The organism is Hymenobacter sp. FMD4, from assembly GCF_058932745.1.
Genome location: NZ_JBZYWH010000003.1, coordinates 286,089 through 298,358 on the forward strand (window position 1 = coordinate 286,089; position 12,270 = coordinate 298,358).

Annotated in this window: 9 protein-coding genes; 6 read left to right on the forward strand and 3 right to left on the reverse strand. The window is 60.9% G+C overall.

The window, feature by feature from the left end; all coding sequences use genetic code 11:
• Nucleotides 1-16: 16 nt before the first annotated feature.
• The gene (locus AC5FXY_RS05090; protein ID WP_493555555.1) at nucleotides 17-592 is read right to left on the reverse strand and encodes a hypothetical protein; all 576 of its coding nucleotides are present in this window, start codon (nucleotides 590-592) and stop codon (nucleotides 17-19) included.
• 190 nt (nucleotides 593-782) lie between these two features.
• On the opposite strand from AC5FXY_RS05090, the gene AC5FXY_RS05095 reads away from it, so the two are divergent.
• Together AC5FXY_RS05095 and AC5FXY_RS05100 are read left to right on the forward strand one after the other, a co-directional pair.
• A complete protein-coding gene (locus AC5FXY_RS05095; RefSeq protein WP_493555556.1) occupies nucleotides 783-3,512 on the forward strand; it encodes a hypothetical protein in 2,730 nt (909 codons plus the stop codon).
• A gap of 90 nt (nucleotides 3,513-3,602) precedes the next feature.
• Nucleotides 3,603-4,046: an AAA family ATPase gene (locus AC5FXY_RS05100; protein ID WP_493555557.1), complete on the forward strand. Its 444-nt coding sequence runs from the start codon at nucleotides 3,603-3,605 to the stop codon at nucleotides 4,044-4,046.
• An 11-nt stretch (nucleotides 4,047-4,057) separates the two neighbouring features.
• Here AC5FXY_RS05100 and corA read toward each other — a convergent pair whose 3' ends face one another.
• Nucleotides 4,058-5,287, reverse strand: coding sequence for a magnesium/cobalt transporter CorA (gene corA, locus AC5FXY_RS05105; RefSeq protein WP_493555558.1), 1,230 nt, complete (start codon nucleotides 5,285-5,287; stop codon nucleotides 4,058-4,060).
• A gap of 170 nt (nucleotides 5,288-5,457) precedes the next feature.
• Here corA and AC5FXY_RS05110 point away from each other — a divergent pair, with 170 nt between their 5' ends.
• The 3 genes from AC5FXY_RS05110 to AC5FXY_RS05120 are packed head-to-tail and all read left to right on the forward strand — an operon-like array spanning nucleotide 5,458 to nucleotide 8,794.
• Nucleotides 5,458-6,480, forward strand: a complete 1,023-nt coding sequence (locus tag AC5FXY_RS05110) for a GNAT family N-acetyltransferase (protein ID WP_493555559.1) — start codon at nucleotides 5,458-5,460, stop codon at nucleotides 6,478-6,480.
• A 58-nt stretch (nucleotides 6,481-6,538) separates the two neighbouring features.
• On the forward strand, nucleotides 6,539-7,843 hold the full coding sequence (locus AC5FXY_RS05115; RefSeq protein ID WP_493555560.1) for an MATE family efflux transporter: 1,305 nt from the start codon (nucleotides 6,539-6,541) through the stop codon (nucleotides 7,841-7,843).
• Nucleotides 7,844-8,794 (forward strand): glycosyltransferase family 2 protein, encoded by a 951-nt coding sequence (locus AC5FXY_RS05120; RefSeq protein WP_493555561.1) that lies wholly within the window; start codon nucleotides 7,844-7,846, stop codon nucleotides 8,792-8,794. It abuts the gene before it with no gap.
• A 78-nt stretch (nucleotides 8,795-8,872) separates the two neighbouring features.
• Here the strand turns inward: AC5FXY_RS05120 and AC5FXY_RS05125 are convergent, their stop codons facing one another.
• A complete protein-coding gene (locus tag AC5FXY_RS05125; RefSeq protein ID WP_493555562.1) occupies nucleotides 8,873-10,522 on the reverse strand; it encodes a glycosyltransferase family 39 protein in 1,650 nt (549 codons plus the stop codon).
• A gap of 62 nt (nucleotides 10,523-10,584) precedes the next feature.
• Between AC5FXY_RS05125 and AC5FXY_RS05130 the strand changes: the two genes are divergently transcribed.
• Complete coding sequence (locus tag AC5FXY_RS05130) at nucleotides 10,585-12,216, forward strand: hypothetical protein (RefSeq protein WP_493555563.1); 1,632 nt, start codon at nucleotides 10,585-10,587, stop codon at nucleotides 12,214-12,216.
• Nucleotides 12,217-12,270: the final 54 nt, after the last annotated feature.

The window sequence follows — 12,270 nt, forward strand, 5'->3', positions numbered from 1 at the left end:
TTTTGTTAGCCCGCGGCTAGTTGCGAATGAAATATTTTTTGGCCTCGGTCCAGACCGGTCTGGTGGAGGTACCCAGGTCGCGCCAGGCAGCTATCTGCCACTCGTTGTTGCGGCGGCGTAACAGCAGGCGGATGTTGCCTTCGAGGGTCCGGAACCTGAAAGCCGTGTCCTGCTGCGCCAGCGTGAGCAAGTACTGCGCCGACACCTCAGCCGAATCGGGGCCAAAGAGTTGGTCGCGGCGGGCGGTGAGCAGTAGCTGATTTTGGGCCGCAGCGGGCGTGCGCTGCCGCAGCCGGTTAAAGTAATCCAGCTCCTCCCGGATGCCCCAGTTCGCAAACAGCGCCGCGTTGGTAGAGCCGGCGGCCGTCGGGTCGGGGTAGAAGCGGTAGCGGCTGGGCACGAAGCAGCGTTCATAGTTAGCTGCGTTCAGGCGCTGCACTGCCGTGGTAAAGTTGGTCAGCAACAGGTCAATGCTGGTGGGCGAAATCCACTCGCTTGATAGGGTAGAGGGCTCTGGTTCGCGCAGCTCAAAGCAACTTGGCAGCAGCAGGCACAGGGGAAGCAAAAGCGCAAAACGAAATCGAGCGACCATAGCAGGCTGAAAGTAAGCAATCAGCATGGATCTACCCGCAGGACGCAGGCTGCAAGACGCGCTGAGGGCCAAGCGGGCACCTATGTAAGTGGCGCAAGCCTAAAAAAGTCCGAACGGAGGTGTTCGGCGCCTGCGCTGCCGAGCCCGTATAGCTACCTTTGCCGACGTTTCTCCCGCTCGCCGCTCCTGCATGTCGCAACGTCTACTGGTACTGCTTACGGGTTTGTTGCTGCTTTCGGCGCTGGTATCGTACGTGTACTACCGGCGGGCCGTGGCCAGTGCCCCCGTTGATCCGTGGGCGCTGGTGCCGGAAGATGCTGTGCTGGTGGCTGCCACCCGCGACCATCCCACGCTGGTGCGGCATCTAAAGGAAATTCAGCTCTGGGACAACCTGGCCACGTTGCGCTACTTCCAGCAAGTGGAAGAGCACCTGACGCTGGCCGACAGCATCGGCAGTGCGCAGCACACCATGCTGGACTTCTTGGGCACCAAAACGGTGCTGACTTCGGTGCACGTTACAAGTCCGCGCTCCTTCGATCTGTTGTTTATCGTGCCAGTGGCCAGCGTGCGGGAACACCGCCAACTCCGGACCCTGGTGGAAGCGCTGGGCCGCGATGCGCGCTACCAAGTAAGCCAGCGCGACTACCAAGGGGAGTTGCTCACTACCATCAGCGAGAGTAGCTCCCAACTGGGCCTGACGTTTTACAACTACCGTAATACGTTGGTGATGAGCGCCAACCCGGCGCTGGTGGAAGCTGTGGCCAGGCGCATGGACGGGCCCGCGCAGCCTTCCATTGCGGCGGAATTTGGCGACACAGATTATTTGAAAATCAAGGACGTAGATGCTACGTTGCTCATAAACTACCGGCAACTGCCACCGTTTCTGGGCATGTTCTTTCAGCCGGCGTTACGGCCCGACTTGGAGTACCTAGCCAGCCTCTGCGATAAAGGCCTGCTGGAAATGAAGCTTTCCAGCAACCGCGTGTTGTTCAACGGCTTTTCTAACCCCGAGCGCGCCCGCGGCTCGCTGCATCAGCTGCTGCGTGGGCAGCACGCCGAACGCCTGCGCATGGCCGACGTCATCAGCAACCGTACGGCCCTGCTTGTGCACCTGGCCACCAGCCCCAGTATCCTGCGCAAATCAGCCGCTGCTCCCGACACGGTACACGCTGCCCTTGTCGACAGTGTGGCGGCTTCGCTGGCTCCGGAGGCGGCGCTTTGTTACCTAGCCGCGCCATCGGCGCGAGTGGTACCAGGCCGCTTGGCCCTAATCAGAAGCTCCAATCCAGCCCGAACTACGCAACTGCTAGGTCGCTTGCGCCGGGCATCGGGCACCAGCCCCAGTTTTGAGCGCGTTGGCAACTATCAGTTGCACCAGATAGGAGTGCCGCGCCTGGCCCAGCGAATCATGGGGCCGCTTTTTGAGCCGATTACCGCCGGTGTCACTGGTGGGGCCACGGCCATGGTGGGAGAGTACCTGGTACTGGCCGATGATGCAGCGGCCCTGCGTGCTTATTTGCTGGATGTCAGCTCCGAAGCCGTCTGGAGCCGCTCGCCTACACAGGTGGCTTTTCTACAAGAGACGACCCCCCTGGCCCGGGTAAGCATTGTGATAGACGCCCGCAACAGCTGGAACGTGCTGCTGCGGGCACTGGTAGAAGACCGCCGGGCCGGACTGCTGCGCAACGAAACCTTGTTCAAGCGCTTCCCGCAAGTGGCCTTGCAATGGGCGCCTGCGGATAATGGACAGTATTACACGCAATTGGTATTGAGGCATCCGCCCGTGGGGCCAGCCGTTGCCAGCCTGCAGAGCAGGGCCGGAATGGGAAGCACGCTTAGCTTTCAGGCTGGGCTGGAAAACCTGGGCCCCACGCTGGTACCGGCCAGTGGAAGTAAAACTCCTGCGGCCTTGGTACAGGATCGGCGCGGTACTGTGCATTACGTTACGCCCGATAACGCGGTGGGCTGGTCCGACTCGCTGGGTGGTCCGCTAATTGCGCCGCCGGCTCCGCTGCCGGGTATTTTTGGGCAAAACCAAGGCTTTTTGCTGGCTACCGCCAACCGCCTGTTTTTGCTGGATGAGCGCGGCCGCCCAGCCCCGAATTTTCCATTGAATCTGCCCGATACCGTACAGGCTGCTTCCATCAGCAGTTCGCCTCCCAACGAAGGCAAGCCCGCCCGGCTGCTCGTGGCCGACCGCTACGCCAATCTCTACCTCTACGACACGCGCGGCGATGCGCCCGCGGCGTGGCAGCCCAAGCGTTTGGATTTTGCCTTAGCTGCCCAGCCGCAGCTGTTGCGCGTAGGGACCCGTGATGTAGTGGTAGCCCTGCTCGAGAATGGCTACATCTTCGCCTATGATATTCAGGGCAACACCCTGCCCGGCTTTCCCATTAGCATCGGGGCGCGGCTGCATACGGGTGCGTTTGTGGAGGGCGGCCCCACACTACAGCGCACTCGCCTTACGGTGGTAAGCCAGCACGGTGAGTTGGTGACGTTCACGCTCAGCGGCGACATCCGCCAGCGTAAACGCCTGACTACCTGGAGCCGACTCAGCACTTTTCGGGTAGTGGCCGATCAGGAGCAGCGCCGGTTCGTGGTGGTGCGCGATGATGGCCAGGGCCGTATCACAGTGCTGGACCCTAGCGGCCGCCAGTTGGTGGACCGCCGGTTTGTGACTTCGGCGCCCAAGCCTGTGCAGCTCTTCGGCTTCGGAAACAACCGCAGCGCCTTGGTAATCACCGAAACTGGCCCCGGCAAAGCTTACATCTACGATACGGCTTTCCGTTTGGTGGGCGGTCAGCCCTTTGATAGCAACGCCCCGACCCTGGGCCTCACTTACGACGCCGATGCTGGAACTTACCACCTGTACCGCGTGGTGGGAGCAGAGCTACGGCGCCTGGCGCTGAAAATGAACTAACCGGCTGAAAACCCTGCATCAGCCGCGGTAGGGCTTGGTAGTCGGCAAGTCTACGCTTACAGCGGCGCTAGGGCTGCACTTCGGAACGACTTGGGTGCCGGAGTACGGCCCACGCTCTACGAAGAAAAGCAAGGGCAGCTAGTGTATGATGATCTGCTGCGCATCGCCCACCGCCATCGGGCGCAGGAGGACGATGCCCTGCCCGAAGTCCGGCATTTTCTTTTCGCCGATACCAATGCCGTGACTACGCTCTACTATTCCTACGCCTACTTCGGACGGGCCGAGGACGAGCTGCACGCCTTGGCTGCAGCGTGCCAAACGCGGTATCAGCACACTTTCGTGTGCGCCCCGGATTTCGCCTTCGAGCAGGACGGCACGCGGGCGCCGGCCGAGCTGCAGACCGTGCAGCAGCGCATGATACTAATGCAGCTACACCTGCTGGACATACCGTACACGCTGCTCTCAGGCAGTGTGGCGGAGCGCATCAGCCAGGTCGAAGCAGTGCTTAAAGTAGGAATTGAAATTAAACTATAAATGCCAATAAGTTAATTGGTTAACCAGCCTTTCTTGTAGAAATAGATTACCATACCGCCGGCCATCACGGCCATCACGGCTAGCACTATCGGGTAGCCCCAGGGCTCGTACAACTCCGGCATGTTCATCGGATTTACGCTCCCGTCGGGCCGCTCGCGGGAGAAGTTCATACCGTAAAGGCCGGCCACAAAACTCAGAGGAATGAACACGGCGCTGATCATGGTGAGTACCTTCATTACCTCGTTCATGCGGTTGCTTTGGTCCGACATGTACAGGTCGATCAGGCTGGATACCGATTCGCGGTAGCTCTCAGTCAGGTCCAGGGCCTGAATGGCGTGGTCGTAGCAGTCGCGGAAGAATACCTTGATTTCTTCGGGCACGATGTCCTCGCTCATGCGCAGCAGTTCAGCAATTTTCTCCCGCTCGGGGTACACCAGGCGCCGGAAGCGCACCACGTCTTTCTTGATCTGCAGGATGCGGGCTAGCAGACGCTTGTTGGGGCGCCCGCGCAGAATCACATTCTCCAGGTCCTCGATGTAGTCGCCGATGGCCGCCATGGTGGGGTAATAGTGGTCGAGAACCACGTCGGTGAGGGCGTAGGCGAGGTACAGCGGCGGGCGGCGCTTGATCTGGCTGAAGCCCGAGCGAATGCGGTTGCGCACAGCATCAAGGCAGTCCTCGTAATCGTCCTGAAGGGAGAGAACGTAGTTGGGACCGGTAAACAGGCTTAGCTGGTCATCTTCGATTTCGAGGGCGTTGGTGAACTCCGTCATGCGCGACACCATAAACAGCCGCCCGTCGCCGAACACCTCCACTTTGGCCCGTTGATAATCGCCGAGCACGTCCTCCATTTGCAATGGGTGCAGCTCAAAGTCGACCATGATGCGCTGCATGAGCTCCAGGTCGTTGTAGCCCCGCACGTCGATCCAGTGGCGCCGCTCGGGGTGGCTGCGGAAGCGCTGCATCAGCTCGGTGTAGCTGGCGCACTCGTACTCATCGAAAGTGGTTTCGTCGTAGCTGAAGAGGAACAGACGCGGTTTCAACGCACGCTCCGGAATGGTGAGCGTGCCGGGGCGGGCGCCTACGCCCTGGCTGTGGGCCTGGCGCGTGGCGTCGCGGTCGGAGACACTGTTGGGAATTACGTCATCGTCCTCATCTTCATCAAGATCAGGGGCAGGTGGCGACGCAACATGTGGCAAACCCGAGGCAGCAGGGCGTGAATCGGGAGCAAATTCGGACATGAGAGAGTAGACTGAATGGCGGCCTGAAAGCCGGCTTGTGCCGTAATGCTACGTAGCCGCGGGCAGAAATGTGCTAAGCAGGCCGTGCCAGACGCTAAATAGGGTGTGGCCACTAAGCCCGCAGGCGGCTGAATTTTGCTGTACCTTCGCGGACTTGCTGCTCTGCTTCCGTGACCATTTTTACCTCATCCGCACTGCTTTCACCTGCTCCCGGCAACGTCCTGACGTTGGTGGCGGGCCAGGGGCGTTACGAGACGCGGTGGCAGGAACAACCCACGCTGCGCCTGCCGTTTGCCAGTGAACCATACTTATATCAGCGGCCCGAGCAGCTGGAGCAAGTACCGCTGGGGCCGGGGCAGCGCCTGATCATCAGCCTGGAAGACACCCAGCGTGAGCAAACGGTAGGCTGGTGGCCCGTGTTTATCGGGGCCGACGGGCAAGGGCTCAGTCCCTGGATGGCGCCCCTGGGTGGTCCGCAACTGCTGGTGCCTCATGTGCCCGAGGCTGTGCTGGAGGAGTGGCTGGCCGTGGCCCGGCAACTGCTCACCAGCCACGGCGCCCGGCAGCTCACGTTGCGCTTGCCCCCTTTTGCCTACGAGCCGGCAACTAGCGGCCGGCTGGTGGCCGCCTTGCAACGCAATGGTTACGAAATTGAGCTGGCCGAAGTCGATACGTACCTGCCGCTCGACCGGAGCTACGAGGCCGGGCTGCACCCTTCGGAGCGGCGCCGCCTGCACAAGTGCCAGCGCCACGGCTTTCACTTCGAACAGGAGCCACCTTTGTTGCTGCCGCTGGCCTACGACTTCCTGCGCCGCTGCCGCGAGGAAAAGGGGCAAAGCCTGTCGCTCACGGAAGAGCAGCTAACGGCGCTGTTCCAACGCTTCCCCCGCGAGTACTTGCTGTTCTCGGTGCGTGCCCCCGATGGCGAATGGGTGGCTATGACGGTAGCCGTATTGGCCGGCCGAGGTGTGCTTTACAACTTTTACCCCGCCAGCCCACTGCGCTACAACGCCTTTAGTCCGGTAGTGCTGCTGAACGCCGGCTTGCACGCCTTCGGGCAAGCTAGCGGCCTGCGCTTACTCGACCTCGGCACGTCCACGCTCCCCACGGGCATCAACGAATCCTTGCTGCGCTTCAAGCGGCATTTGGGCGGCGTGCCCAGCCTGAAACTGACGCTGACGCAGCTGTTCTAACGCGCCGTGCGCTACTCCGCCTAGTACCCGCTACTTTGCCGTCTCGTTCCAAGCCTTCATGAGCTTACCCGCCGCCGAAGACGAAGCCACCGCCCCAAGCGTACCCGCACCAGCCAGCGGGCTGGCGCGCTTTGTGCGCGGATCATTGGGGTCAGGCGTATCGATGCTGGCGCGCACCGGTGGGGCCTTGACTTTGAATAAGTTGGTGGCCGTGTTTGGCGGCCCTAGCGGCCTCACGCTGCTGGCGCATTTTCAGAACCTGATGGCCCTGCTCACCACGCTGCCCAACGATGGCGTGCATGTAGGCATTGTGAAGTACCTGGCACCGCGCCAGCCAGGCTCTGCGGCGTGGCGGGCTTGGTTTGGGGCCGGCGTTGGGCTGAATGCGGCTATGCTGCTGCTGGGCTTTATAAGTTTGCCGCTGTTATCGGGGCCGCTGCTGGAAGCCTTTGCGCCCTCGCCCATTTGGGTGCTCGGGCTGATGTTGGGCATTTTGCTATTGACGGCCAACGCTTACCTAACTGCGGTGCTGCTGGCAGCGCAGCGCCTAGCCGCCTACATCCGCCTCACGGTGGTGCTGAGCGTGCTGGGTCCCGTTGCCGTCGGCGTGGCCTTCTGGCTGAGGCTGCCGTTGCCCTGGGTACTGCTGGTGTACTTAGTGGCCCAGAGCCTCACGGTGCTGCCCACAGCGTGGTACTGCCGGCGCTACGGCTTGCTGCCACGGTTACAACTAAGTGCGAGCCGCCCGGCGCTTCTGGGCCTCGGAAAGTTTCTGCTAATGGCCTTGAGTGTGCTGATATGCAGCAAGGCCGTCGATTTTGCCGTGCGCGACCTGCTCATCGAACGGTTCAGCCTGCAGCAGACAGGGGTGTGGCAGGCCGCTGCCAAGCTCTCCGACAACTACACCATGCTGTTTTCGGCTGTAATGGGCGCGGTGTTTTATCCGCGCCTGGCGGCTCTGGCAGCGCAGCCCACCACGCGGCGGGCATACGTTCGGGCCGTCTTTGGTCTCTTGGCCGGGGTGCTAGCTTTGGGGCTGGGCCTGATTTGGCTGCTGCGCGATTGGCTGCTACCGCTATTTTTCGATGCCCGATTTGCGGCGGCGCGCACCCTGCTCGGGCCGCAGCTGGCCGGTGACTGGGCGAAATTTCTGTCCTGGACGTTACTCTACCTGATGGTTGCCGAGGCGCGCGTAGGCCGTTATATGCTCGTTCAGATGGGGTCGGCAGTGGTGTACGTGGCCTTGTTAGTGGCCTTGTTGCCGGCCTGGGGGCTGTATGGCGCGCCCTTGGCCCACGCTCTACGCTTCGCTACCCTGCTGCTGTTTTGCCTGATTTACTTTCGAGCCTACCTCCGTCGTTAAATGCCCGACCCGGTTCCATATCAACCTCCGTCTGCTGCCGATCAGCCGCCCGTAACCATCGTGGCGCTGTGCCACAACCACGCGAAGTTTCTGGCCGAAGCATTGGACTCCATCGCGCAGCAAACCTATCCTAACCTCGACGTGTGGCTGGTAGACGATGCCAGCACCGATGGCAGCCAGGAACTGCTTCGACGGTACGCGGCAGCCAATCCTGGCTGGCATCTGCTGCTACTGCCTCACAATGTGGGCAACTGCCAGGCTTTCAACCAGGCCATGCGACGCAGCCAGGGCGAGTTTGTTATCGACTTTGCTACTGATGACGTGCTGCTGCCCGAGCGCGTAGCCCGGCAGGTCGCTTTTATGCAGGAGCAGGGTGAGCGGTGCGGCGTCGCCTACCACGACTGCGACCTAATTGATGAGCAGGGCCAGCACGTGCGCTACCACTTCCGCCGCGACGCCGCCGGCCGGCCCGTGCAGCCCGTACCCGCCAGCGGCGACGTCTTTGCCGAGGTGCTGCGCCGCTACTTTATCAGCACCCCCACCATGATGTTTCGCCGCACCATGCTTGATGAGCTTGGTGGCTACGATGAGACGCTGGCCTATGAGGATTTCGACCTGTGGGTGCGCGCCGCCCGGAGCTGGAACTTCGGTTTTCAGGACGAGGTGCTCACCCGCAAACGTCTGCATCCGCAGTCCATGTCGCGTAAGGCCTACCAGCCCGGCGACCCGTACGTGGCCTCCACCATCAAGGTCTGCGAGAAAGCCCTGGCCATGTGCCGGACTGCTGATGAACGGGCCGCCCTCGGTACCCGGGTGCGGTGGGAATTGCGCCAGGCCGTGCGGTTCCGGAACGGTGGGGAGGCCCGCAAGCTGTACCGATTATTGGAGCGAACCGGGCAGATTACGCTGCTAGATCGGGCGCTAGGTATAGCAGCCAAATTGGTGAAGTAGTAGTTTTAATAGTTTGGTTTAATACTATTGATTGCCAATACTATGAAGGTTAGATTAGCTAAACGCATTAGGCTATTTTTATTGTCGTAGTAAGTACAGCTCCACTGGGCCATCCTGCGCAATCAGCTCACGGCGCGGGTACCAACTCAGTACGCTATCCGAGGAGTAGCGCAGTAGCTTGCGCGTGAGTTCAGGGTTGCTCAACGTAGCCCGGTTCAGCAGTAGCCAAGCCTTTTCCGAAGCCGCCGTTTGCACCGAGTCCCGGGCCCAGTAGCGACGGAACTTCAGGCCCGCGGGAACCTCGTAGCCGTAGTAAAAGTCGAAGTTGCCAATCAGGTAATCATCGACAAAAACCACTCCGCGCTGTGGAGCCTGCAGGTGCTGACGGATGACGCGGTCCTGCCCAAAATGCCCCGATACACTTGGTTTGGTCATGAAGTACACGGGGCGCAACGTGAGCACAAGCGCCAGACCAGCCAGACCTAAGGCTACGAAGCGCGGGGAGGCTGTTCGGAACCAGCGCAGCTGCTGAGTCACCCCCAAGCCGCCTAGTACCAGTGCCCAACCGCCGTACAGTACTGACACGTTGCTGCGGTCGTACGCGGCAAGGGCTAGTAGCAAGGCTGCGTAGAGCAGCAGTCGGCGGCCACTGCGTAAGGCATCGGCCAGCCCGTAACCGGCGGCTAGGCACAGGGGAGGCAGCAAGGGGGTAGCCATACGCGGCAATAGCGTAATGGGATTGTATTGGCTGATGGAAGTGCTGCCAAACCAGTAAAAAGCGAGAGTGCTGAACGCCAAGCCTAGCCAAAAAGCCCGGTCGTCGGGCGCTGATGTGGCTGCGGCGGCTGGGCGAAACACACTGCCCACGGCCAGCAGCAAGGCTAACCCAAGCCCGGTGCCCAACAAAAACTGCAGCGGCCCGAAAGTGATGCGGTGCAGCAGCGCGGTCCGATTGCCAAGCAGGTAGTTGCCTTCTTTCAGAAACTCGTTGGTGTGCTCAATTAGGTGCACGCGGTAAAGCGCGTCGCCGGTCTGGTACTGGTAAAAAGCCAAGTAGGCAATTAGCACGGCCACCCCAGTTCCAAAGGCAGTCAGCCAAAACCGGCCGTGCTGACGGCGCCCCAAATCCAGCAGTAGTACGCTTAAGTAGAAGGGGGCATAATAGACCACTGTTTCCTTACAAAGCAAAGCTGCGAAATTCAGCCCCGCGAAGGCTGCACCCCAGCCCACGGACTTCCGGTCCGGCTGCCGCCCGATGTGCAACGCCAGCGCCGCCGCGAAGCAGGCCAGCATGTTGATGTTGTCGGGGTAGAGGTAGTTGGTCAGGTTCAGGGCAAAATAATGCAGCCCGAGCAGTAGCAGGGCGCCACTCACCATCAGTGGCTGACGCCGCCGGTAGTACCACCACATCAGCCCTAAGCACGTCAGCGTGGCTAGCAGCGGCCAGAGGGTGGTGCTCCAGATATTGACACCAAACACCGCATAACACACCGCTACCGGTCCAAAAATCAACCACCGTTCGTGCAGCGGGTCGTGGAGCAGTCCTTGTGGATCGGGACCGAGCGTGAAGGTGCCCGTAAGCAGCTGATGGGCGTAGCGGGAATAGTAATAGTCATCGAGGGCGTACAGGCCTTCGTGCGTCAGAATGAAATAGGCCACCGTGACCAGCACTACAAACCCGAACGCGAGGTCGGGCAACCGGTGGAGCAGACGAGCAGAAAGATTCACGGTGGCGAAGTTGGGGAGAATTCCGCAGCGGGCCGTGCTTCGTTTCATGTACCTTGCGCGCCATGAATAGTGCCCGTTGGGGAACATGGCTGCGCATTGTGGGCTTGCCGCTGGGTTTAGTGTTGCTCGTGGTGTTGGGCCTGGGCTGCTACTACGAGACCAACGACGACCTGGTAATTACGCTGTTGCTGCGGGGCCGTACAGCCGCCGCACCGGTTACCAATCTGCATTTATACTTCCACGGCTGGGCCTGGTTGCTGGCCACCTTGTATGCGGAGTGGGCGGCCGTGCCTTGGTACGGACTGCTGCTGTACGCGCTGCTATTGCTTGCCTTGGTACTGCTGACAGCCGTCTTGCACGAACTGCTGCGCCCGCATAGTACCACCCGGCAGCGCACGGCTTGGCTGACGGCGTTTCTGCTGGTGGCGTGCTTGGAGCACGTGTTCTGGTTCAACTACGTGCGCGTGCCGTTGCTGCTGGCCGGAGCGGCCGTGCTGTTCGGCGCCTTTGGAGGAGCAGGCAACAAAGGAGCTTTTGGCTTAAGCTGGGGCTCCATAGGGCTGGTAGCAGCGGCGTTTGTAGCCGCGTGGGCCGTGCGGCCGAGTGCCGCGCTGCTGGGCGCGGCGGCCGTGGCGCCCGTCGCATTAGGCCTGGGTGGCCGCGCCGGCTGGCGCACCGTGACGTTGCTGGCGGGGCTCGCGCTGGCAGGTGGGGTAGGCCTGCAACTGGGGCGGACGCCTGAAGCTGCGCGCTACCGGCAGCTAGACGTGCTTAAGTCTAACCTAAACGACTACCAGCTATACCGCCCGCAGCCTCGCACCGCCGCTGATAGTCTGGGGGTGGAGGCCGTACAGCAGTGGCTGCTCGGCGATTCCACGCTGGTCAACGAACAGCTGTTTCAGCGCGCCATGCCTTTTGATCAGCAGTTCTTCACGCGCAACGCGCCGGCTAAGCTCTCGGCGGCTCTGCTCCGGCTCCCCCGCGACTATTTTCCCATGCTGCTTTTTTGGGGGTGGTTGCTATTTGCGCGACGGCACACCGTGCCGCCGCGGCGTCGGGTATGGTGGTTGCTTTACACTGTAGGAGCTGGGCTGGCACTGGTAACCTTGGCCGTAATCCTGAAGCTGCCCCCGCGCGTGGCCGGCCCCTTGCTCACTTTGTTTACCCTCGGGCAGGTGACTTTCGCTTTCTTCGGTGCCTACAAGTCAACTCACGAGCTTACTGCCTCATTCCGACGTGTGAGTTTAGTACTGGCCGTAGGGCTAGGTGGGTTATACACTTTCAAAGTGCTGCACCGGCGCCAGTTGTTGAGTGCTGAGCAAGACCGCAACAGTCAATTAATAGAGCAAATACAACAGCAGGCCCAGGCGCACCAAGTACTCGTTGCCGCCGGGCTGGAAACCGCGTTCAAATCATTATCACCTTTCCGCTTGTATATCCCCGCTGCCGGCCCACCTTGGCTGATGCTTACGGGCTGGCATACGCTGGATCCTTCCCAGACCCAACTACGCCAGTACCTCACCGGTACCCGCGCCCAGCCTGATGCTTTGCGCCGTCTTCTCCAACGGCCTGATGTACGCCTGTGGATAGCCGGCGATACCTCCCTGGTGAAAGTAATCAGGCACTATACCCTTCATCACCAACTTAACACGCCTCCGCCTTTGGGACCCGCGAATATGTTGTTGCTGAGGTAAGCTTTTCTTGACAGGATTACGTATATAGATTCAAATTGGATTCCGGCTGGAATT

Coding starts and splice junctions, on each gene's coding strand:
- AC5FXY_RS05090 (WP_493555555.1), bottom strand. CDS start 592: ATGGTCGCTCGATTTCGTTTTGCGCTTTTGCTTCCCCTGTGCCTGCTG.
- AC5FXY_RS05095 (WP_493555556.1), top strand. CDS start 783: ATGTCGCAACGTCTACTGGTACTGCTTACGGGTTTGTTGCTGCTTTCG.
- corA (WP_493555558.1), bottom strand. CDS start 5,287: ATGTCCGAATTTGCTCCCGATTCACGCCCTGCTGCCTCGGGTTTGCCA.
- AC5FXY_RS05115 (WP_493555560.1), top strand. CDS start 6,539: ATGAGCTTACCCGCCGCCGAAGACGAAGCCACCGCCCCAAGCGTACCC.
- AC5FXY_RS05120 (WP_493555561.1), top strand. CDS start 7,844: ATGCCCGACCCGGTTCCATATCAACCTCCGTCTGCTGCCGATCAGCCG.
- AC5FXY_RS05130 (WP_493555563.1), top strand. CDS start 10,585: ATGAATAGTGCCCGTTGGGGAACATGGCTGCGCATTGTGGGCTTGCCG.